The sequence below is a fragment of the Bradyrhizobium sp. STM 3562 genome (genome assembly GCF_045571435.1).
In the GTDB taxonomy this organism is placed as follows: domain Bacteria; phylum Pseudomonadota; class Alphaproteobacteria; order Rhizobiales; family Xanthobacteraceae; genus Bradyrhizobium.
Window position 1 is genome coordinate 129,298 of the sequence record NZ_CP120694.1, and the last position, 20,952, is coordinate 150,249.

The 20,952-nt window shown below is 63.8% G+C and carries 19 protein-coding genes; 13 read left to right on the plus strand and 6 right to left on the minus strand.

The window, feature by feature from the left end; all coding sequences use genetic code 11:
• Nucleotides 1-65: 65 nt before the first annotated feature.
• Entirely contained in the window at nt 66-872 is an 807-nt protein-coding gene (locus P6U23_RS00595) for an undecaprenyl-diphosphate phosphatase (RefSeq protein WP_407177711.1), read from the minus strand.
• A gap of 196 nt (nt 873-1,068) precedes the next feature.
• Here P6U23_RS00595 and P6U23_RS00600 point away from each other — a divergent pair, with 196 nt between their 5' ends.
• Entirely contained in the window at nt 1,069-1,761 is a 693-nt protein-coding gene (locus P6U23_RS00600; RefSeq protein WP_407177712.1) for a glutathione S-transferase family protein, read from the plus strand.
• Nucleotides 1,710-2,897: a tRNA epoxyqueuosine(34) reductase QueG gene (gene queG, locus P6U23_RS00605; RefSeq protein ID WP_407177713.1), complete on the plus strand. Its 1,188-nt coding sequence runs from the start codon at nt 1,710-1,712 to the stop codon at nt 2,895-2,897. Before P6U23_RS00600 ends, queG begins: the two co-directional genes overlap by 52 nt.
• A gap of 26 nt (nt 2,898-2,923) precedes the next feature.
• Here queG and P6U23_RS00610 read toward each other — a convergent pair whose 3' ends face one another.
• A complete protein-coding gene (locus tag P6U23_RS00610; protein ID WP_407177714.1) occupies nt 2,924-3,736 on the minus strand; it encodes an alpha/beta hydrolase in 813 nt (270 codons plus the stop codon).
• Between the two features lie 231 nt (nt 3,737-3,967).
• On the opposite strand from P6U23_RS00610, the gene infC reads away from it, so the two are divergent.
• Nucleotides 3,968-4,507 (plus strand): translation initiation factor IF-3, encoded by a 540-nt coding sequence (gene infC / locus P6U23_RS00615; protein ID WP_407181733.1) that lies wholly within the window; start codon nt 3,968-3,970, stop codon nt 4,505-4,507.
• 121 nt (nt 4,508-4,628) lie between these two features.
• Here the strand turns inward: infC and P6U23_RS00620 are convergent, their stop codons facing one another.
• Nucleotides 4,629-5,087 carry a hypothetical protein gene (locus P6U23_RS00620; RefSeq protein ID WP_407177715.1) on the minus strand — a complete coding sequence of 153 codons (459 nt, stop codon included), beginning with the start codon at nt 5,085-5,087 and terminating at the stop codon, nt 4,629-4,631.
• Between the two features lie 263 nt (nt 5,088-5,350).
• Between P6U23_RS00620 and rpmI the strand changes: the two genes are divergently transcribed.
• The gene (gene rpmI, locus P6U23_RS00625; RefSeq protein WP_407177716.1) at nt 5,351-5,551 is read left to right on the plus strand and encodes a 50S ribosomal protein L35; all 201 of its coding nucleotides are present in this window, start codon (nt 5,351-5,353) and stop codon (nt 5,549-5,551) included.
• Nucleotides 5,552-5,630: 79 nt separating this feature from the next.
• Nucleotides 5,631-5,990, plus strand: coding sequence for a 50S ribosomal protein L20 (gene rplT, locus P6U23_RS00630; RefSeq protein WP_024512940.1), 360 nt, complete (start codon nt 5,631-5,633; stop codon nt 5,988-5,990).
• 16 nt (nt 5,991-6,006) lie between these two features.
• Here the strand turns inward: rplT and P6U23_RS00635 are convergent, their stop codons facing one another.
• Nucleotides 6,007-6,417 (minus strand): hypothetical protein, encoded by a 411-nt coding sequence (locus P6U23_RS00635; protein ID WP_407177717.1) that lies wholly within the window; start codon nt 6,415-6,417, stop codon nt 6,007-6,009.
• Nucleotides 6,418-6,569: 152 nt separating this feature from the next.
• On the opposite strand from P6U23_RS00635, the gene pheS reads away from it, so the two are divergent.
• Genes pheS through P6U23_RS00650 form a run of 3 tightly spaced genes read left to right on the plus strand, consistent with a single transcriptional unit; the run spans nt 6,570 to nt 10,830 of the window.
• The gene (pheS, locus tag P6U23_RS00640; RefSeq protein WP_407177718.1) at nt 6,570-7,652 is read left to right on the plus strand and encodes a phenylalanine--tRNA ligase subunit alpha; all 1,083 of its coding nucleotides are present in this window, start codon (nt 6,570-6,572) and stop codon (nt 7,650-7,652) included.
• Nucleotides 7,649-10,057, plus strand: a complete 2,409-nt coding sequence (gene pheT, locus P6U23_RS00645) for a phenylalanine--tRNA ligase subunit beta (RefSeq protein ID WP_407177719.1) — start codon at nt 7,649-7,651, stop codon at nt 10,055-10,057. Before pheS ends, pheT begins: the two co-directional genes overlap by 4 nt.
• Nucleotides 10,054-10,830, plus strand: a complete 777-nt coding sequence (locus P6U23_RS00650) for a sulfite exporter TauE/SafE family protein (RefSeq protein WP_407177720.1) — start codon at nt 10,054-10,056, stop codon at nt 10,828-10,830. Before pheT ends, P6U23_RS00650 begins: the two co-directional genes overlap by 4 nt.
• A gap of 10 nt (nt 10,831-10,840) precedes the next feature.
• On the opposite strand, the gene P6U23_RS00655 is transcribed toward P6U23_RS00650, so the two are convergent.
• Entirely contained in the window at nt 10,841-12,265 is a 1,425-nt protein-coding gene (locus P6U23_RS00655; protein WP_407177721.1) for a flavin monoamine oxidase family protein, read from the minus strand.
• 192 nt (nt 12,266-12,457) lie between these two features.
• Here P6U23_RS00655 and P6U23_RS00660 point away from each other — a divergent pair, with 192 nt between their 5' ends.
• Nucleotides 12,458-13,426, plus strand: a complete 969-nt coding sequence (locus tag P6U23_RS00660; protein WP_407177722.1) for a YiiX/YebB-like N1pC/P60 family cysteine hydrolase — start codon at nt 12,458-12,460, stop codon at nt 13,424-13,426.
• 162 nt (nt 13,427-13,588) lie between these two features.
• Here the strand turns inward: P6U23_RS00660 and P6U23_RS00665 are convergent, their stop codons facing one another.
• On the minus strand, nt 13,589-13,864 hold the full coding sequence (locus P6U23_RS00665; RefSeq protein ID WP_024512933.1) for a metal-sensitive transcriptional regulator: 276 nt from the start codon (nt 13,862-13,864) through the stop codon (nt 13,589-13,591).
• Nucleotides 13,865-13,916: 52 nt separating this feature from the next.
• On the opposite strand from P6U23_RS00665, the gene P6U23_RS00670 reads away from it, so the two are divergent.
• The 4 genes from P6U23_RS00670 (at nt 13,917) to P6U23_RS00685 (ending at nt 20,780) form a co-directional block, all read left to right on the plus strand.
• Nucleotides 13,917-16,349, plus strand: a complete 2,433-nt coding sequence (locus P6U23_RS00670; protein ID WP_407177723.1) for a heavy metal translocating P-type ATPase — start codon at nt 13,917-13,919, stop codon at nt 16,347-16,349.
• A 96-nt stretch (nt 16,350-16,445) separates the two neighbouring features.
• Nucleotides 16,446-17,372: a LysR family transcriptional regulator gene (locus P6U23_RS00675; RefSeq protein WP_407177724.1), complete on the plus strand. Its 927-nt coding sequence runs from the start codon at nt 16,446-16,448 to the stop codon at nt 17,370-17,372.
• 1,044 nt (nt 17,373-18,416) lie between these two features.
• Nucleotides 18,417-19,826 (plus strand): MFS transporter, encoded by a 1,410-nt coding sequence (locus P6U23_RS00680; RefSeq protein ID WP_407177725.1) that lies wholly within the window; start codon nt 18,417-18,419, stop codon nt 19,824-19,826.
• Nucleotides 19,827-20,027: 201 nt separating this feature from the next.
• The gene (locus tag P6U23_RS00685; protein WP_407177726.1) at nt 20,028-20,780 is read left to right on the plus strand and encodes a sulfate transporter family protein; all 753 of its coding nucleotides are present in this window, start codon (nt 20,028-20,030) and stop codon (nt 20,778-20,780) included.
• Nucleotides 20,781-20,952 lie beyond the last annotated feature (172 nt).

The window sequence follows — 20,952 nt, forward strand, 5'->3', positions numbered from 1 at the left end:
TGCCGCGCGCTGACGCCTCAGGATGACGGGTCAAGAGCTTTCGAGCGAGGCAGGCTGTGAAAGCCTCACCGCCCCATCGCCAGCGCGACCAGCCCGAGCGTGCCGACAATCACGCGCCACCATGCGAACAGTGCAAAGCCGTGACGCGTGACATATTCCAGGAAAGTCTTCACCACCACGATCGCGGTGACGAACGACACGACGAAGCCGATCGCAATGATGCCGAGATGATCGGCGGTCATGTCGGCGCGGTTCTTGTAGAAGTCGTAGGCGAACGCGCCGATCATGGTCGGGATGGCGAGAAAGAACGAGAACTCCGCCGCCGCGCGCTTGTCGGCTCCGAGCAGCATCGCCGAGACGATGGTCGCGCCGGATCGGGACGTGCCGGGGATCATCGCCAGACACTGCGCGATGCCGATCCACAGATACATCGGCAGCGGAAATTTCGTCGCGTCATGTTCGCGCGGCTTGTGGTCGAGCTGGTCGACCCAGAGCAAGATGGCTCCGCCGACGATCAGCGAGAAACACACGACCCAGGGATTGAACAGGAACTCCTTGATGTACTTTCCGGCAAGCAGGCCGATCACGACCGCAGGAAAGAACGCGAGCAGCACGCCGATGACGAAGCGTCGAGCGGCGGGGTCACTGAACGTGCCGAGCGCGATCCGCGACAATTTCGTGAAGTAGAGCGCGACGATCGCCAGGATCGCGCCGAGCTGGATCAGGATGTCGAAGCTCTTCCAGAAATTGTCTTCGCCGAGCTCGAAGAAACGACCCGCGAGCAGCAAATGGCCGGTCGAGGACACGGGCAGGAACTCGGTGACGCCCTCGACGACGCCGAGGATTACCGCACGCAGCGTATCTGAGATCATTCTCTGTCCTGTTGTGGGTCGGAGGTCTGATACGATCGGAATTCGGCCAAAATGACGCGTTCTTGTGGCGTATTCGTTTCCTTGCCGCAATCGCAAAATGCGCGCGGCCATTGCCTCGTACGTTTGCTTAGGTAGTTTCGCCGCTTCCAACCAAAGTTGGTGGTTTCTTAAGCACCCCCTAATATTCACAAGGCTGATGTTCACACTGTTCCATCACCCGTTCTGTCCGCATTCGCGCTTCATCCGGCTTGTGCTCGGCGAATACGGCCTCGATCTCAAGCTGGTGGAAGAGCGCGCCTGGGAGCGGCGCGAGGGTTTTTTGGCGATGAATCCGGCCGCTACCACGCCGGTATTATTCACCGAAGGCGAGCCTGCCATACCCGGTGCCGCCATCATCGCGGAATACATCGACGAGACCCGCGGGCGTGAGATGGGCGACCGCCGGCTGTTGCCGACCTCGATGAGCGAACGCGTCGAGGTGCGCCGCCTGATGGCCTGGTTCAACGAGAAATTCTTCGAGGAGGCCTCGAATCCGCTGGTCACCGAGCGCATCTATAAGCGCTTCATGAGCGAGGAAGATGGGGGCGGCCCGCCTGCGGCCGACGTGATCCGCGCGGCCAAGACCAATGTGCGCTATCATCTGGCCTATATCGGCTGGCTGGCGCAGCGGCGGAACTATCTGGCGGGCGAGCGGCTGACTTATGCGGATCTCGCCGCGGCGGCGCATCTTTCGGCGATCGATTATCTCGGCGACGTGCCATGGATCGAGAACGACGCAGCAAAGGCCTGGTATGCGCGGATCAAGTCGCGTCCGTCGTTCCGTCCGCTGCTGTCCGAATGGCTGGCGGGCGTGCCGGCGTCGCGGACCTATGTGGATCTCGATTTCTGAGCGAGAGCGACAAGAAACGGCTCACCGAACTGAAGGCCGCGCTGACGAGCGAAGCGCACGCGCTCGGATTCGACTGCGTCGGCGTTGCCGCGCCCGACACGATCGCGGATGCGGGACGGCACTTCTACGAGTTCCTCGCGACCGGGGCCCACGGCGATATGGATTGGCTCGCCGCTCAACCGGAGCGCCGCGCCGACCCGCGCGGGCTGTGGGGCGAGGTGCGCTCGGTGATCATGCTTGGGGTGAACTACGGGCCGGACCAGGATCCGCTCGACATCCTCAAGCAACGCTCGCGCGGTGCGATCTCGGTCTATGCGCGCGGCGACGACTATCACGACGTGATCAAGAAGCGCCTGAAGACGCTGGCGCGATGGCTGGTCGCCGCCAGCCCTTGCGAGGTGAAGGTGTTCGTCGATACCGCCGCCGTGATGGAAAAGCCGCTCGCGCAGGCGGCCGGGCTGGGATGGCAGGGCAAGCACACCAACCTGGTGTCGCGCGAATTCGGATCGTGGCTTTTTCTCGGCGAGATCTTCACCACGCTCGATCTGCCGCGCGACGAGCGCGAGATCGATCATTGCGGCTCCTGCCATGCTTGCCTCGATATCTGTCCGACGGCGGCGTTCCCCGCGCCCTACAGGCTCGATGCGCGCCGCTGCATCTCCTACCTCACCATCGAGAACAAGGGCGCGATCCCGCGCGAATTTCGCAAGAGCATCGGCAACCGCATCTATGGCTGCGACGACTGCCTGGCGGTGTGCCCTTGGAACAAGTTCGCGCAAGCGGGGCGTGAGACCAAACTTGCCGCCCGTGCCGAATTGCGCAGCCCTGAGCTCGCACGGCTTGCGCAGCTCGACGACGCGGCCTTTCGTGCGCTGTTTACGAAATCGCCGGTCAAGCGCATCGGCCGCGACCGGTTTGTCCGCAACGTGCTGATCGCAATCGGCAATTCGAATGATCCGGCGCTCGCGCCGGCAGCGGAGCGACTGCTTTGCGACGCCAGCCCGCTGGTTCGCGGCGCCGCCGTGTGGGCGCTATCGCAATTGCTGCCGCGGGAGCGGTTTGAGGTGCTGGCGGCGGAAGCAAGCCTTGCGGAGAGCGACGAAGCCGTGCGCGAGGAATGGCGATGCGTTTCCTAGCCGTCGCACCGGGGCATTGTCGCAACTCACGCCATCTCGGCAACAGCGGCGATGATGCGCGCGATGTCCTGCGGCCGCGACAGACGGTGATCGCCATCCTGGATCATGGTCAGCACCACGTCTTCTGCCGGCAGTCGATGCGCCAGCCGCAACGCGTGCTGCCAGGGCACGTCGGGATCCTGCGCCCCCTGCAGGATGCGAACCGGGCACCCGACGTCAATGCTCGCGCCAAGAAGCAGGTGGTTGCGACCGTCCTCGATCAGGTTCCTGGTGATGGGGTAGGGATCGCCATAGTCGGACGGCCGGTGCCAGACGCCCTTTTCCTGGATCTCGCGGCGGGCCTGCGGCGAAAAGCCCTTCCACATCAGCTCCTCGGTAAAATCCGGCGCGGGCGCGATCAGCACGAGGCCGGCGATGGACGCACTGCTTTGAGGCGAAGCATCAGCCCCAGGGGCATCGCCTTGGCGCTTGGCGATTTCGCGCGCCAGCAACAGCGCCATCCAACCGCCCATCGAGGAGCCGATCACCACCTGCGGCCCGCGGCAGAATTGCGCGAACACGGCCAGGCTCTCTTCCAGCCAGTGCCCGATGGTACCATTGAGGAAATCGCCGCCGGATTCGCCGTGTCCGGAATAATCAAACCGCACGCAGGCGCGGCCATGCTCGGCGGCCCAGGCGTCGAGCGCCAGCGCCTTGGTGCCCTTCATGTCGGATTTGAAGCCGCCGAGCCAGAACAACCCGGGCGAGCCACCTTGGCGGGCGCGCACTGCGATCCGGCGCGCCGGCTCCTTGCCAACCTCGATGAAGGCCGGCTGATCGGTTGCGGCGGAACTGGTCATGGAACGTTTACTCGGCTCTGCTGTTTGAGTGGGCACGCCCAACGCAAGGGCGACCAGGCTTTAGGGCTTTCCATGTGCTTGCGAAATACTCGCGCGCTCGCTATCTCGACCGGCGTGGCCAAAATGCCTCGTGCGTCGTGCTTTTTCGCACACCCTCACGCGAGTGCGCTTGCCCCTTGAAGCTTATTACTTCAAAATATCGACATCGTTCACAACCTTGGAGAAGGACCCATTCGCCGTCCCAATAGAGCCCCGCCCGCTGCCAGCAAAGACGGGCCGCGCGTCAATGATGATATTCGTAATGCGCAGATCCAGTTGATCGATCAGAACGGCACTAACCGCGGCACTGTCGAAACCGTGGTTGCTATCAAGATGGCCCTCGAAGCGGGCATGGATCTGGTAGAGATTTCGCCGAACACCAGCCCTCCCGTCTGTAAGATTATGGACTACGGGAAGTTTAAATATTCGGCGCAGAAAAAGGCCGCGGAAGCCCGCAAGAAACAGAAGACGGTCGAGATCAAGGAGATCAAGCTCCGGCCGATGATCGACGACCACGATTACGACGTGAAGATGCGCGCGATGCAGCGCTTCTTCGAGGAGGGCGACAAGGTCAAGATCACGTTGCGCTATCGCGGTCGCGAGATGGCGCACCAGGAGATCGGCACCAAGCTCCTGGACAAGATCAAGGGCGACGTCGCCAACATTGCCAAGGTCGAACAGGACGCCAAGTTCGAGGGACGCCAGGTCGTGATGGTGCTCGCACCGCGCTGATTTGGATCCAGCCCCGGCGAAGGCCGGGGCCTGCCTCCGGCACCATCGAGGCCCACACCTGACGGCAAGACGGAAACGGCCCCGGGGGTGGCGGGGCTGCTTCTTTTGACTCAATTGCTTTTCAGCCGCGCGTCGCCTGCCAGGTGCCACTGCAGGGGGCGCCGGAAATGATCCCGCGCCAGCCGCCGGCGCCGTAATTGCCCGCTAACCGGCCGCCGCCCGACGCGTGGGACGCACCGACGCTGACGCTGACCGCCACCGTGCCGGCGGGGCTGACCCGGCCATTGACCCTGCCACCGCCCGCGGAGGACACGCGGCCACCCCAGACGGTGAAGGGAACGCTGAGGCCGGAACTGCAGGTCCCGCGCGTGGTCGCGAAAACGACGTTCCAGATGCCGTCATAACGGCCCGGATAGGCATAGGGGCTTGGATAAGCATAGGCGCCGTGGGCTCGCGTTCGTGCATCCGCCGTACCGGGAGCGATTGCGGCGGCCATCGCCGCAACGGCCAGCATCAGGAGCGGGGTTCGAAAGCGGCGAAACGGAGTGAGATTCGCTGAATTTTGGACTGCAGTCGTCATCGTCCTGCTCCGATCTGCTTCGGGAGGCCAATATCGGGTCCTCGGCATATGGGTTGCGCGGTTCATCGTTGCCAATTGCGCCGCTCTCTGTCATAAGCGCAGCCTTCGATCGCCCGGCTGATTACGGGCTGCCGTGGCGATCAACGGTGCGGTTGCCTGCCTTTGTCAGGAAAACCTGAGCACTTCCAACGCTCTAACGAGCATTTTAGCCGGCCGACGCCCCTCGCGGGCGCGTTGGTGTTGCGGCCATGAAGGAGAGCCAAATGCCCAAGCTGAAGACCAAATCGGGCGCCAAGAAGCGCTTCAAGGTGACTGCCAACGGCAAAGTGATGCATGCCCAGCGCGGCAAGCGCCACGGCATGATCAAGCGGACGAACAAGCAGATTCGTCAGCTCCGGGGCACGCGCGCGCTGTTCAAGACCGACGGCGACAATATCAAAAAGTACTTTCTGCCGAACGGCTGATCGGACTTTTCGCGCAACGAGTTTTGGCCGCCTCCGCGCGGCATCCCCCATCACCAGTTCACATTGAAGGATATACGTCATGTCTCGCGTCAAACGCGGTGTGACCGCCCACGCCAAGCACAAGAAAGTCTACAAGGCCGCCAAGGGCTATTACGGCCGCCGCAAGAACACCATCCGCGTCGCCAAGCAGGCGGTCGAAAAGGCCGGCCAATATGCGTTCCGTGACCGCAAGCGCAAGAAGCGCACCTTCCGCGCGCTCTGGATTCAGCGCCTTAACGCCGCGGTCCGCCCGTTTGGCCTGACCTATAGCCGCTTTATCGACGGACTTTCCAAGTCCGGCATTGTCGTCGATCGCAAGGTGCTGTCGGATCTCGCTATTCGCGAACCGGCCGCGTTCCAGGCGATCGCCGAGAAGGCCAAGGCGGCGCTCGCCGCCTGAGGGCGAAAACGCGAGGCTAGCGGGCGCCGGCGCCCGCTGCTTTCAGCGTCTGATGCGAGTAGCGCTGGGCGAGCTCCGCCCGGCAGAACGCTGCGAACGAAAGATACATGGTGCCGGACTCGTTCTGGTATTTCCGGTCGCAGGCCCGCAGGCCGCGCTGATAGCCGAGCTTTTGGGGCGCCCTCAGGCGCGTCAAGAAATCCGCCTCGCACTTTTTCTGCACGACAGCCCCGAACCGGACGTCGCCGCTCGCGCCGTATTCGCAGGCCTCGAACACTTTCATTGCGCGGTCGCAACTTGGAGCTTCGTTCAGCGCGGCGATCACATCGTCCATCTGGGTGGACTTGGCGGGGCATTGGTCGGCAAATGCCGGGGCCGCGGAGACGAGATACACGACCAGGGCGGCCAGAGGGAGTTTGCTACGCATCGCGCGACACCTTCTGTGTTCGCTCCATTGGTGAAGCCCGCAACCGAAAGGGTTCAACAACGCCGAAAGCGTCGAGGTTTACAGGCTTTTCGCTTGACGTTCCGGCCCTTGCACGGCGACAACGAGCCGCCTTTTGAAGAAAGGGACTGACCGTGTCCGACCTCGCCAGCCTTGAACAAACCATCCTTGCCCAGATCGCCGCGGCAGGCGACGAGGCCGCCCTGGAAGCGGTACGCGTCTCGGCGCTCGGCAAGAAAGGCTCCATCTCGGCGTTGCTTTCGACGCTCGGCAAGATGTCTCCGGAGGAGCGCAAGACGCAAGGCGCCGCGATCAATCTCGCCAAGGACAAGGTGACATCCGCGCTAGCCGCGCGCCGCGAGGTCCTGAAATCCGCCGCGCTTGACGCACGGCTCGCCAGCGAGACCATCGACGTCACCCTGCCGGTACGCGAAGCGCCAGCCGAGGCGGGCCGCATTCATCCGCTCAGCCAGGTGATGGACGAGCTGACGACGATCTTTGCCGATATGGGCTTTTCCATCGCCGAAGGTCCCGACATCGAGACCGACGATTACAACTTCACCAAGCTGAACTTCCCGGTTGGCCACCCGGCGCGGGAGATGCACGACACCTTCTTCTTCAACCCGAAGGAAGACGGCTCGCGCCTGTTGCTCCGCACCCATACCTCGCCGGTGCAGGTGCGTACCATGCTGAGCCAAAAGCCGCCGATCCGTGTGATCTGCCCGGGCCGCACCTATCGCATCGATTCGGACGCGACCCACACGCCGCAATTCCACCAGGTCGAGGGGCTCGTCATCGACAAGGGGTCGCATCTCGGTCATCTCAAATGGATCCTGCACGAGTTCTGCAAGGCATTCTTCGAGGTCGATCACATCAATATGCGCTTCCGGCCGTCGTTCTTCCCCTTCACGGAGCCGTCGCTCGAGGTCGACATCCAATGCCGGCGCGACAAGGGCGAAATCCGCTTCGGGGAGGGCGAGGACTGGCTGGAGATTCTCGGCTGCGGCATGGTGCATCCGAACGTGCTGCGCGCCTGCAACATCGATCCCGACGAGTACCAGGGTTTTGCCTGGGGCATGGGTATCGACCGTATCGCCATGCTGAAATATGGCATGCATGATTTGCGGCAGTTATTCGACGGCGACGTGCGCTGGCTCACCCATTACGGCTTCCGGCCGCTCGAAGTCCCGACGCTGGCGGGAGGGCTGAGCGCATGAAATTCACGCTGTCCTGGCTGAAGGAGCATCTTGAGACCGACGAGCCGCTCGAAAGGCTCGCCGATAAGCTCACCATGATCGGACTCGAGGTCGAAAGTCTCGAGGACAAGGCCAAGCTGCTCAAGCCCTTTACTATTGCGCGAGTGATTTCGGCCGAGCAGCACCCGAATGCCGATCGCTTGCGCGTCTGCATGGTCGATACCGGCAACGACAGCGCCCCCGTGCAGGTCGTCTGCGGCGCGCCGAATGCGCGCGCTGGCCTGATCGGCGTGTTCTCACCGCCGGGCACCTTCATCCCCGGCAAGAACGTTACGCTCTCGGTCGGCACCATCCGCGGCGTTGAGAGCCGCGGCATGCTGTGCTCGGAGGCCGAACTTGAGCTGTCCGAAAATCACGACGGCATCATGGAGTTGCCGGCGGACGCGCCGGTCGGCAAGAGCTACGCCGAATGGGCGGGACTGGGCGATCCCGTGATCGAGATCAATCTCACCCCAAACCGGCCCGACTGCACCGGCGTGCATGGCATTGCGCGCGACCTGGCCGCCGCCGACATGGGCAAGCTCAAGGAGCCGGCGATCAAGCCGATCAAGGGCGAGTTTCCCTGTCCGGTGAAGGTCACGGTTGACGACGAAAACCTCTGCCCGGGTTTCGCGCTGCGGCTGGTGCGGGGGGTGAAGAACGGTCCCTCGCCCAAATGGCTGCAGCAGCGTCTGGCCGCGATTGGGCTGCGCCCGATTAACGCGCTGGTCGACATCACCAACTTCATGACGTTCGACCGTGCCCGCCCGCTGCACGTATTCGACGCCAGGAAGGTGAAGGGGAATCTCGTCGTGCGGCGCGGCCGCGAGGGCGAGAGCCTGCTGGCGCTCGATGGCCGGACGTATAAGCTCGACAGTAGCATGTGCGTCATCGCTGACGAGCATGGCGTGGAGTCGCTGGCTGGCATCATGGGCGGCGAAGCTTCCGGCTGTGACGAGAACACCACCGACGTGCTGATCGAATCGGCGCTGTGGAATCCGATCAACATCGCCCAGACCGGACGCAAGCTCGGCATCAATTCGGATGCACGCTACCGCTTCGAGCGCGGCGTCGATCCGGCGTTCATGGTGCCAGGGCTCGAGCTCGCAACCAAGATGGTGCTGGAGCTGTGCGGCGGCACGCCATCGGAAAACGTCGTGGTCGGCAAGGCTTTCGCCGATGACCGCGTCGTCGATTTCCCCTTGACCGAAGTCAAGCGGCTTGCCGGCCTTGAGGTGTCGCTCACCGAGACGCGGCGCATTTTGTCCCATCTCGGCTTCATGATGGCCGGCAACGGCGCCGTCGTGAAGGTCGCGATTCCGTCCTGGCGCTCCGATGTCGAAGGCAAAGCCGATATCGTCGAGGAGATCGTGCGCATTGTCGGCGTGGACAAGGTGCCGGAGACGCCGTTCGAACGCGGTGAGGCGCCGCGCAAACCGGTGCTGACGCCGATCCAGCTGCGAACTCGGCGCGCCAAGCGCGCCGCCGCCGCGCGCGGCATGGTGGAAGCGGTGACCTGGTCCTTCATCTCCAAGCCGGCGGCTGAACTGTTCGGCGGCGGCAAGAGCGAACTCGCGCTGGCGAACCCGATTGCAGCGGATCTTTCGGACATGCGGCCCTCGCTTCTGCCGGGGCTGATCGCGGCCGTGCAGGCGAACGTCGATCGCGGCTTTTCGGACGTCGCGCTATTCGAGGTCGGACAGGTCTTCCGTGGCGATCGGCCGGAGGATCAGTTCGTCGCCGCGGCGGGCGTTCGCCATGGCTTTGCGACCTCGCAAGGGATCGGCCGACATTGGTCGAGTTCGAAGACAGCGGACGCATTTGACGCCAAGGCCGACGCGCTGGCGGTGCTTGCAGAAGCGGGCGCGCCGATGCAGGCGTTGCAGATCGTGCCCGGCGGCCCTACCTGGCTGCATCCGGGACGTTCGGGCACGATCCAGATCGGTCCGCAGAATGTGCTGGGCTATTTCGGCGAACTGCATCCGCGGACCCTCGAGGTGCTGCGCGCGGACGGACCGCTGATGGCGTTCGAAATCATCCTCGACCGGATTCCGCTGGGCAAGCAGCGGCCGACGCGAGCGAAGCCGCCACTCGAACTGTCGGCATTCCAGCCGGTGTCGCGCGATTTCGCGTTCATCGTCGATCGCGATGTGAAAGCGGGCGATATCGTGCGGGCAGCACAAGGGGTCGAGAAGAAGCTCATCACCGACGTCAGCGTTTTCGACGTGTATGAAGGCAAGGGCATCGATGAAGGCAAGAAGTCGATCGCGATCGCTGTCGTCATGCAGCCGCGCGAAAAGACCATGACCGACGAGGAGATCGAGGCGGTTGCCACCAAGATCGTCGCCGAGGTCGCCAGGAAGACCGGCGGCACGTTGCGGGGATGATGCCGCTCGGCTTGGTTCCGGCCGAAGTCGGCATCCGGGCGGCCATCGGCATCTGTGCCATTGCCTTCGTTTCCGGAACGGCGCGGGGCTTTTCCGGTTTCGGCTCTGCGCTGATCTTCATGCCCCTGGCAAGCAGCATGGCCCCGCCGCAACTTGTCGCGGCACTGCTGCTGATCATCGATTTCATCGCCGCCGCGCCGCTGATTCCGAATGCGTGGAAGCATGCCGACCGCAAGGCCACCGCAACCATCGTCGCTGGCGCTTTGATCGGCGTACCGCTCGGAACCTACTTTCTCACGCGGCTCGATCCGGTCACCACGCGCTGGATCATCTCGGCGTTTGTAGCAGCGCTGCTGGTGCTGCTGCTCTCCGGTTGGCGCTACCGGGGCAAGGACCACCTCGCGCTGTCGGTCGGCATCGGCGGCTTGTCCGGCTTTTGCAGCGGACTGGCGCAGACCGGAGGTCCGCCGATCGTCGGCTATTGGCTCGGCCGCCCCATCAAGGCCGAGATTGCGCGCGCCAATATCGTGTTGTTTTTCGCGGCGTCCGATTTCTTCTCGCTCGCGAGCTACGTGCTCGCAGGCCTCATCAATCTGGACGCCATCAGGCTCTCACTTCTGGTCGGACCCGTCTATGCGATCGGCGTTGCATTCGGGGCGTTGCTGTTCGGCCGCGCGAGCCAGGCCGTATTCCGCGCGATTTGCTACGTCCTGATTGCCCTGGCTGTGATCGTCGGCCTGCCGATCCTCGACGGCGTGCTGCGCCACGGCTGACGCGGCTATATCAATCGAAAGGCGCAGCCGATCGCCTCGGTCCGCTGCGGCGATAGGTTTTTGCACCTCGCGGCGGTGGCGGGGCCGGCTCGGCCTCCTTCAGCGCGCCGATCTTGCGCAAGGCCGCGTCTGCGGCGCGTTCGCCGCTTTCCCAGGCGCCGTCGACTGTTCCCCACAGGGTCTCGTGAGTTGCCTCGCCGGCAAAAAACAGGCTGCCGACCGGCTCGCTCAGGATCTTGCGCGATGGCTGGCCGCCGGGCACCGCCGCCGACATCGCGCCGCGCACGTAAGGCATCGCGTTCCAAAGCGTCGTGCTGGTCAGCTTGATCGCCGATGTCGCATCGCTGCCGAACAGCTTCGTCAGCCACTCCGTCGCAAAGGCGACCATCGCCTTCTCGCCCAGCGCGGTGAGATCGCGGCCGAAGGAGCCCGCGACATCGACCACGCACAGCGACGAGCCGCCGACATTGGCCAGCAGCATCGCGGTTCGCGTTGCACTGCTTTGCTCGATGAGGATCTCGTCATGGCCTAGACCCATGGGATTGCCGGGCAGTTGCAGCGCGATGTGATCATAACTGCCGAGGCCGAGGTTCGCCGCAGCGTCGAGCTGGCGCTTGGGAAGATCGGGCATGAACTTGATGGCGCCGCCGGCAAGGACGTTGCTTGATGCGGTGATAATGGCGGCGCGCGCTACGATCTTGCCGGCGGGCGTCTCCACCGCAACGTCGCGATTGGACCAACCGACGCGGGTAGCGGGTGTCGAGAGCGATATGGGCAACTGGCCACCGAGCTTCGCCATCAACGTGCCGAGCCCCTGGCGACAGCCGAGCACGGCAGAGCGGTCTTGCGCGCGGGCCTTGTCGAACGCGGAAAGCTCCTTCAGATCCTTGCCCGTCGCGTTCGGGCCAAGCATGAATTCCACTGTTCCGGTCCAATCGCCGAGATCCTTGGGCAGGACCGAGGCGCAGGACACATCGAGCCGACCGCGTGCGGCATCGTCGATGGCCCGATTGGCGCGCACCAACGCGGCGAGAAATTCTTCCGTTTCGCCGGCGCGGGCAAATCGACGCCCAATGCGAATCTTTTGACCGAGCGAGGCAGGCGCGACATCCAGCCCCACATCACGGGCCAACTTGATGAGCGGATTGGTCTCGGGATTATGGATCCAGCGCGCGCCCCGATCGAAGGGGACGTCAAAGGTCGTTACATCGGTGGCGCAACGACCGCCGATCTGGCTCGTCGCTTCGACCACGATGACCTTGCGGTTGGCGGCCAAGACGCGTCGTGCCGCAGCAATGCCGGCCGCGCCCGCGCCGATCACGACAATATCGGCCTCTCTCGGCGCAGGTGCCGCGGCCCGCGGAGCCGCGGCGAGAACGGGCGTTGCCGCAAGGGCCGCGGATGCCGAGAGAAAGCCGCGGCGCGTTATCGTCATGGCATGGTTTCCGAAACTTTGAGATCGCGAGAACGTGAGGCGAACTTGCCGCATCTCCCCCTGCGCGGCAACCCGTCATGGTGAATCAATCATGATTGATCCGCCTCGCCTCGTGAACGAAATTGCAACGGCCGTTTGTCATGATATGAGAAGGGAAAAAGGCGGCCGGCAAGGCCGCTCGGGGGGATCCTTATGGGCGTCATGCTCGATACCATCGGCAAGCTGATCGCCGGTTACCTGCAAACCGAGCTGCCCGGCTATGAACCGTTTACGCCGAGCGACCCGGAATATCTGCGCGGCGTGATCGCTCCCGGCGACGTGCTACTGGTCGAAGGCAATAACCGCGTTTCCGGCATCATCAAATACCTGACGCAGTCCACCTGGTCGCATGCCGCGCTCTATGTCGGCCCGGTCGACGGCGCCGCGGAGCCCAATGGCGAACCGCACGTGCTGATCGAGGCCAATGTCGGCGAGGGCGTCGTATCGGCGCCGCTGTCGAAGTATTATTCCTACCACACACGAATTTGCCGGCCGGTCGGCCTGTCCTATGAGGACCGCAACACCGTGTGCCGCTATGCCATCAACCGGATCGGCTTCGGCTACGACACCAAAAATATCCTCGACCTGATGCGCTATTTGATTCCGCTGCCGGTGCCGCAGCGCTGGCGGCGGCGCTTGATCGCCTTCGGCTCGGGCGATCCCACCAAGATGATTTGCTCGGCGCTGATCGCGCAGGCTTTCGACGCCGTGCGCTATCCAATCCTGCCCAAGATCACCCGCGCAGGCTCGCGGCAGGCTCGACGCGAGATCCTGCATATTCGCGATTCCTCGCTCTACATGCCGCGCGACTTCGACATCTCGCCCTATTTCGAAGTCGTCAAACCCACTATCGTGCACGGCTTCGACTACACGGCCCTGCATTGGGCGGACAAGCAGAAGCCGCTCCCGGAGGTAGCGGGCGAGTTCAGTGTGTTTCAGGAAGCGGTCGACTCGCCGTCGCTTGTTCCTGAAGAGACTGACGCGCAGGCGCCGCTTGCGCCTGAGGAAGTGACGCCGGTGGACGAGGCGCGCATCACCGTGGACGAGCACGCCCTGCGCAGCGCAGATGCCGAGTTGGGGCGCCCGGAGCGGCGCGGCGCGGACGGCGCGATCGCAGCTTAGCGTCTCCGACACTCGATCCGTTCTCCCTGTGCAAACGGCTTCGCCGTTTGTCGCTGGAGGCGCGAGCCAACGCCTCCGCGCGAAGCGCGACCCGATGACAGGCGCCACGAGCTTCGAAGGATGACGGGGATAGTCCGAATGCAGGGCCCGGCCTGATCGCGCCTACCTGTCCGACCGCCCAATCACCGCCATCAGCTCCGCGATCTTCTGACGTTGGTCTGCCTTGTCGCCGCTGGCGATCGCGTGCTCGACGCAATGCGCGACATGATCGCGCAAGACCTCTTCCTCGACCCGGCGCAAGGCGGCGCGGACCGCCGCGATCTGGGTGACGATGTCGATGCAATAGCGGTCCTCTTCAACCATTTTTGAGAGGCCGCGAACCTGGCCTTCGATCCGGCTCAGGCGTTTCTGCACGGATGCCTTGATGTCGTTTCGCATGTCGCCTATATACCCCTACCGGGTATGGGTTGCAAGGGACCGGAGCATTGAGATGGCGAAGACGGCGGATACGCATTCGGATCACAACGCTCATTCAGGCTGCTGCGCTGCCAAACCCTCCGCTCCGACTGCGCAATCCGCTTGCTGCGGCGCTCACGCGGATCACGCCGCCCATGCCGACGGGCACCATCATGAGGCTCAGAGCGTCCGCGATCCCGTCTGCGGCATGAGCGTCGATCCGGCAACGTCCAAGCACCGCTTCGACCATCGCGGCGAAACCTTTCATTTCTGCTCGGCCGGCTGTCGCACCAAGTTCGCGGCCGATCCGGCAAAATATCTCGACAAGGCGAAGCCGGAACCCGAAATGCCCGCCGGCACGATCTACACCTGCCCGATGCATCCGGAGGTGCGGCAGGTTGGACCCGGCACTTGTCCGATCTGCGGCATGGCGCTCGAGCCCGAGGTCGCAAGCCTGGAGACCGGACCCAATCCCGAGCTCATCGACATGACGCGGCGCTTCTGGATCGGACTCGCGTTGTCGGCGCCCGTGGTGGTCCTTGAAATGGGCGGCCATCTCGTCGGCGGCCACAGCCTCATTGACCAGACCCTCTCGAACTGGATCCAATTCGTTCTCGCAACGCCCGTGGTGCTGTGGGCGGGCTGGCCGTTCTTCGTTCGCGGTTGGCAATCCATCGTCACGCGCAACCTCAACATGTTCACGTTGATCGCGATGGGCACCGGTGTGGCTTATCTCTACAGCCTTGCCGGCACGCTTGCGCCGCAGATCTTCCCCGCCACGTTCCGTGGACATGACGGCGCGGTCGCGGTCTATTTCGAGGCAGCCTCCGTCATCACCGTCCTCGTTCTGCTCGGGCAGGTGCTGGAATTGCGCGCGCGCGAAGCCACATCGGGCGCAATCAAGGCGCTGCTGCAGCTCGCGCCAAAGACCGCCCGGCGCATCGGCGAGGACGGCGCCGACCATGAGGTCGCGATCGATACGCTTGAGGTCGGCGACAGATTGCGGGTCCGTCCCGGCGAAAAAGTGCCGGTCGACGGCGTCATTCTCGAAGGCCGCTCCGCGCTCGACGAATCCCTGGTAACAGGCGAATCGATGCCGGTCACCAAGGACGTCGGTGCCAAGGTGATTGCCGGCACGCTCAATCAGTCCGGCAGCTTCGTCATGCGCGCCGAAAAGGTCGGCCGCGACACGCTGCTTTCGCAGATCGTCAAGATGGTCGCGGACGCGCAGCGCTCGCGCGCACCGATCCAGCGGCTCGCAGACCAGGTCGCGAGTTGGTTCGTGCCGACGGTGATCGTCGTAGCGATTCTCGCCTTTGCCGCCTGGAGCTGGTTCGGGCCCGAACCGAAGATGGCGTTCGGCTTGGTGGCCGCTGTGAGCGTGCTGATCATCGCCTGTCCCTGTGCACTGGGATTGGCCACGCCGATGTCGATCATGGTGGGCGTGGGACGTGGCGCGCAGGCGGGCGTGCTGATCAAGAACGCCGAGGCGCTGGAGCGCATGGAGAAGGTCGACACGCTGGTGGTCGACAAGACCGGCACGCTGACCGAAGGAAAGCCGAAGGTGGTTGCCATCGTTCCGGCTGCCGGATTTGAGGAAAGCGAACTCCTGCTGCTTGCCGCAAGCGTCGAGCGCGCCAGCGAGCATCCGCTGGCCGATGCGATTCTGCGCGCCGCCAAGGAGCGCGCGCTCGAGCTGAAGCCGGTCGAGCAGTTCGATTCGCCGACCGGCAAGGGCGCGACCGGCAAGGTCGACGGCCAATCCATCGTGCTCGGCAATACAAACTATCTCGGCTCGCTCGGCATCGAGGTGGCCGTGCTCGCCGGCGAGGCGGAGCGTTTGCGTCAGGACGGCGCGACCGTGCTCAACATGAGCGTCGATGGCAAGCTCGCCGGATTGTTCGCGATCGCTGATCCGGTCAAAGCCTCGACGCCGGAGGCGTTGAAGGCGCTTGGCGCCGAAGGCATCCGCGTGATCATGCTGACCGGCGACAACCGCACCACCGCGCAGGCGGTCGCGCGCAAGCTCGGATTGTCCGAAGTCGAGGCTGAGGTGCTGCCCGACCAGAAGAGTGCGGTGGTGACCAGATTGCGCGATGCCGGCCGCATCGTTGCGATGGCCGGCGACGGCGTCAACGACGCGCCGGCGCTTGCGGCCGCGGAAGTGGGCATCGCGATGGGGACCGGAACCGATGTGGCGATGGAAAGCGCCGGCGTCACGCTGCTGAAGGGCGATCTTGGCGGCATCGTGCGCGCGCGCAAATTGTCGCAGGCCACCATGAGCAATATCCGCCAGAACCTGTTCTTCGCGTTCATCTACAACGCCGCCGGCATCCCGATCGCCGCGGGCATCCTCTATCCCGCATTCGGCATCCTGCTGTCGCCGATCATCGCGGCGGCGGCGATGGCGCTCTCCTCCGTGAGCGTGGTCGGGAATGCGTTGCGGCTGCGGGCTGTGAAGCTGTAGCAGTTCCGGCTGGCGTGGATGCACGTGAGGCTTTCGCGAGCCATCTGAAAAATATAAGCTGCCGGACGTTACATTCGTGCTTCCAGAACGTTCGGCATGGACTCCCGGCAGCTTCGCTACTTCATCGCCGTTTACGAGCAGCGCAACCTGTCGCGCGCGGCGGACCAGGCGAGCGTCGCGCAGTCCGCGCTGAGCCATCACATCTCCAATCTCGAGGCCGAGTTCGCAACGCCGCTGTTCGAGCGCAAGCCGCGTGGCATGGAGCCGACCGCGGCCGGCGAGCGCCTCTACGAGCATGCGCGCATCATCCTGCGCGCGATGGCGGCCGCCGAGCGCGAGATCCGGGAGGGCAGCCGGGCGGTCGCCGGCGACATTTCGATCGGCATGGCCAATTCCGGCGTGAAGGCGATCGGCGTGCCTTTGATGCGCACGGTGCTGAGCAAATATCCCGACCTCAAATTGTCCCTCACCGAGAGTCTGTCCGGCGCAACGCTGATGCATCTGATGGCCTCGGAGGTCGATCTCGCGCTGGTTTACAATCCACCATCGGAAGAGGATCTGATCGCCGAGCCCGTGCTGGAAGAGCAGATGTTCTGCGTCGGGACCTCCAAGCTCCTCGGCAGTCGCAAGGTCCCGATCAGCTTCGAGGAGGTGACGACGCTGCCGCTGATGACGCTGGTGCACGGCCTTTCCTCCCGCGCCTTGCTCGACGACGCGGTATTGTTGAAGCGACTCGAAGCCAACACCATCCTGCACCTCAATTCGATCACTGGAATGACGGGGGCGCTCCTGGCCGGGCTCGGCTGCGCAGTCGCCACCAAACTCTTTGCGCAGGAACATCTGGAGGCGGGACGCCTCGTCGCGCGCGAAGTGATCGAGCCGAAGCTGACGCGCACGCTCTATCTCTGCCGCCTGCGCAACCGTCCCATGACCTACGCCATGGAAGAAATGCGGCGGCTGATATTGACCCTGATCGCCGATCAGGTCGGGCAGGGCGCCTGGAAGGCGGAGTTATTGATCTAGAGTTCCGTTTCATCGACATCGGCCATTTTCCGATTCAACTTTCGAAGAGCCAAGCTTCTGATGCTTCGGGGGCCTCATGGTTCGAGACGCGCTGCGCGCTCCTCACCACGAGGGTCTTGCTTCGTGCTGCGCCGGACGCCTCATCCTGAGGAGCCGGCAACGGCTCCGCGCAAAGCGCGGCCCGATGACAAACTCCGCGGCATCTCGAAGGATGGGCCGCGAGTTATGCTGCCGCGCGTTCGCATTCTCGCGACGCCTTTCGCCCGAGTCATGCATCACCATCGCCCTCCCTGGAGAACAGAGGGCGCAGGGAAGGCCGGGTGGCCGCTGCACCCGGGGCCCCGCGCAAAGGAAATTGCGCGAGCGCGCGTTGACCACAGGTACAGGCGGTGATCACACCGGCCTTCCCTGCGCGCATGGTTTACGGCTTCCTTCGTGCTCTTCCCGGTGAACCAGGCTTGATTGCCACCGTCGTCAGCGCGCTGCGATAAGCATCGCCGCCAACTTGGCGCCTGCATGGGCGCGCCAGAACCACACGACTTCGCCGTCCGCGATCACGCCGCTCGTCTGTCGGCATTTTCGCGGCCACCCGCAGCCCGCCTCACGTTCGTGACGATCGCGATCCGTCCCTCTGCATCGAGGCGGGATGCGCCAACGATACGCCTGATTCTGGTTTCGGAAAAACAGAAATATTTTCGATTGCGAGGATTGACAGGAATTCGCGCCGGCTGCTTGTCGGGCAAATCAATGCCAGGAATGTCCTTGCGCCACGCGCTGACAAGGGCCGGGCTTTCCGGCCGCCCACGTTTGAGCCGGTGGATGGGCCACGGTGCGGCTTCGCCCGACACACAGCAAGGCCGTTTGCGCGAGGGATGACGGGGCAAGGATCTCACGCCATCGATTTTCTCGAACGCTCTGATCGATATGTTCGTCTGGATTTCCGGATGATAAGCGCCAACATGGCGGCTGGACCATTCTCGTCAAGAAAGATGGCCGATCGGCAAGAACATCGCGGCATCATCCGCGCTTTCCGGGGAGGACAGTATGAGCGCCGTCGGGATCGACACGACCCTTGACTTGGCGGATGCGGCGAGCGGCCCGAGCGAGATTTCACGTCGGCTCGAGCGCTTGCCTGCATCACCCCATCTCTGGCGGCTGGTGATCCTACTGTCGCTCGGGGGCTGCTTTGAGATCTATGACCTGTTCCTGACCGGCTACATCGCGCCGGGTCTCGGCCGCAGCGGGCTCCTGAGCACTACCACCGACAGCTTCTTCGGTTTTTCCGGTATCGGTGCCTTTATCGCCGCGACATTCGCAGGCCTGTTTGTCGGCACGTTCTTCCTGGGTTTCCTGGCGGACCGGTTTGGACGCCGCTTGATCTTCACCTGGGCACTGCTGGCCTATTCGGCCGCGTCCGTCCTCATGGCCTGCCAGACCACGTCCGGCGGGTTGCTGCTATGGCGCTTCATCGCCGGCATCGGCATTGGCGTCGAGATCATCACCATCGACGCCTATATCACCGAGCTCGTGCCGAGCGGCATGCGTGGCCGCGCCTTTGCAGTCAATCAGGCGGTGATGTTCGCCGCCGTGCCCGTGGTCGCTTTTCTTGCCTGGTGGCTGGTGCCGCTATCGCCTTACGGGATCGATGGCTGGCGCTGGGTGGTGCTGATCGGCGCCACCGCCAGCATGGTGATCTGGATCCTGCGGCTGTACCTGCCGGAAAGCCCGCTCTGGCTGGCGCGCCACGGCCGCACCAGCGAGGCTATTGCGATTCTCAGGACGCTCGAAGGCGCAACCGGGACCCACGCGGCCTCCGAACGTGTGGTGATCGGACGCGCGACCGGCATCGTTCCAAAGGCCGCCTTTGCCGACCTCTTCAGGGCGCCCTATCTGTCACTCGTCGTCCTGTTCATGATCTTCAATCTCTGCCAGGCCTTCGGCTTCTACGGATTCGCCAATTGGGTCCCGACGCTGCTGGTGGAGAAAGGCATTACCGTCACCAAGAGCCTGCAATATTCCTTCATCGTTGCTTTCGCCTACCCGATCGCGCCCCTGCTCGCCGCGAGCTTTGCCGATCGCTTTGAGCGCAAATGGATCATTGCGGGCTCCGCCCTCGCCATCATCCTTTTCGGGCTGATGTTTTCCCAACTCATCGCGCCGGCGCTGCTGATCCTGTGTGGCGTCCTGCTCACGGCGGCCAACACGACGATGTCCTACGCGTATCACGCCTACCAGACCGAGGTGTTCCCGACCGCCGTGCGGGCGAGGGCGGCAGGCATCGTCTACTCCATGAGCCGGGTCAGCGCGATGTTTTCGGGCTTCATCGTCGCCTTCATGCTGCGGGAGAGCGGCGTCACCGGTGTGTTCGGACTGATCACCGCCGCGATGGCGGTCGTGATCGTGGCGCTCGTCGCTTTTGGACCGAACGTCCGGGGCCGGCCGCTGGACGCTTAGAACGGCGGCCGAGCTCAACGAATTTGAGCGGACGCATCCAGCCTCTGGCGTGATTGCGAGCGCAAGCGGAGCAATGACGGATCTTGTTACAGGCACTCGCCCGGCCCGCGACGTCACCGGCGAATGCTCCGGAACGAGCCTTGCGCTGTCCGCAAAGCATGTCTACCTCTCGCACGACCCTTCGGGAGAGGTAATACCGATATGCTCGACGCTGCCGTCAAGGCGCTTGCGCAAATGCTGTCGCCGCCGATGCGCTCCATCCTGTGGCGATCGATCGGGCTTGCTTTGGTGCTGATCAGCGTGCTGGCGATCGGGTTGCAGCGGCTCCTGAGCTGGCTTGCGACGTCAGGCGAGAGCTGGGCGGAGGCGGCGCTCGGCCCCGGCGCCCACACGCCGCTCTACGTGCTCGCCTGGATCGTTTCCGTCGCCGCCGGGCTCGGCATCGTGTTCGGGGCGATCCTGTTGATGCCGGCGATCACCTCGCTGGTCGCAAGCCTGTTTGTCGATGAGATCGCCGATCATGTCGAACGCGAATATTATCCGGCCGAGCGCCCCGGCATCGCTTTGCCGTTCGGCGTCGCGATGCAGGAAGGCATCAAGGCCGCGCTCTTGAGCATCATCGTCTATCTGATCGCGCTGCCTTTCGTGTTCGTGGCCGGCGCCGGATTCATCGCCTTCTTCATCGCGACCGCCTGGCTGCTCGGGCGCGAATATTTCGAGCTTGCCGCCATGCGCTTCCGTCCCCCGGAAGAGGCCAAGGCGATGCGACGGGATAACGCGGCGGTCATCTTTACCGCCGGCCTCTTCATCGCCGCCTTCGTGTCGATCCCGATCGTCAATCTGGCGACGCCCTTGTTCGGCATGGCTTTCATGGTTCACATGCACAAGCGCCTGTCGGGGTCGCGGCCTGAACTGATCGAACCGACGCGGCGGCCGCAGGCCTCATTGCGCTGAGCTGGCAGTCGCTGCTGAGCGCGCAGAGCCGGACGAACCTCATTGCGAGGAGCGAAGCGACGCAGCAATCCAGACTGTATCCGCGGAGAAAGTCTGGATTGCTTCGCTTGCGCTCGCAATGACGGGCCTTGGTTGAAGGCGCTCGCCTCACCAGCTTGAGCGGCGAGATACG

Bases quoted from the DNA above. Each gene is read 5' to 3' on its own strand.
- P6U23_RS00595 (WP_407177711.1), bottom strand. From the start codon at position 872: ATGATCTCAGATACGCTGCGTGCGGTAATCCTCGGCGTCGTCGAGGGC.
- P6U23_RS00600 (WP_407177712.1), top strand. From the start codon at position 1,069: ATGTTCACACTGTTCCATCACCCGTTCTGTCCGCATTCGCGCTTCATC.
- queG (WP_407177713.1), top strand. From the start codon at position 1,710: ATGGCTGGCGGGCGTGCCGGCGTCGCGGACCTATGTGGATCTCGATTT.
- P6U23_RS00610 (WP_407177714.1), bottom strand. From the start codon at position 3,736: ATGACCAGTTCCGCCGCAACCGATCAGCCGGCCTTCATCGAGGTTGGC.
- P6U23_RS00620 (WP_407177715.1), bottom strand. From the start codon at position 5,087: ATGACGACTGCAGTCCAAAATTCAGCGAATCTCACTCCGTTTCGCCGC.
- rpmI (WP_407177716.1), top strand. From the start codon at position 5,351: ATGCCCAAGCTGAAGACCAAATCGGGCGCCAAGAAGCGCTTCAAGGTG.
- rplT (WP_024512940.1), top strand. From the start codon at position 5,631: ATGTCTCGCGTCAAACGCGGTGTGACCGCCCACGCCAAGCACAAGAAA.
- P6U23_RS00635 (WP_407177717.1), bottom strand. From the start codon at position 6,417: ATGCGTAGCAAACTCCCTCTGGCCGCCCTGGTCGTGTATCTCGTCTCC.
- pheT (WP_407177719.1), top strand. From the start codon at position 7,649: ATGAAATTCACGCTGTCCTGGCTGAAGGAGCATCTTGAGACCGACGAG.
- P6U23_RS00650 (WP_407177720.1), top strand. From the start codon at position 10,054: ATGATGCCGCTCGGCTTGGTTCCGGCCGAAGTCGGCATCCGGGCGGCC.
- P6U23_RS00655 (WP_407177721.1), bottom strand. From the start codon at position 12,265: ATGACGATAACGCGCCGCGGCTTTCTCTCGGCATCCGCGGCCCTTGCG.
- P6U23_RS00660 (WP_407177722.1), top strand. From the start codon at position 12,458: ATGGGCGTCATGCTCGATACCATCGGCAAGCTGATCGCCGGTTACCTG.
- P6U23_RS00665 (WP_024512933.1), bottom strand. From the start codon at position 13,864: ATGCGAAACGACATCAAGGCATCCGTGCAGAAACGCCTGAGCCGGATC.
- P6U23_RS00670 (WP_407177723.1), top strand. From the start codon at position 13,917: ATGGCGAAGACGGCGGATACGCATTCGGATCACAACGCTCATTCAGGC.
- P6U23_RS00675 (WP_407177724.1), top strand. From the start codon at position 16,446: ATGGACTCCCGGCAGCTTCGCTACTTCATCGCCGTTTACGAGCAGCGC.
- P6U23_RS00680 (WP_407177725.1), top strand. From the start codon at position 18,417: ATGAGCGCCGTCGGGATCGACACGACCCTTGACTTGGCGGATGCGGCG.
- P6U23_RS00685 (WP_407177726.1), top strand. From the start codon at position 20,028: ATGCTCGACGCTGCCGTCAAGGCGCTTGCGCAAATGCTGTCGCCGCCG.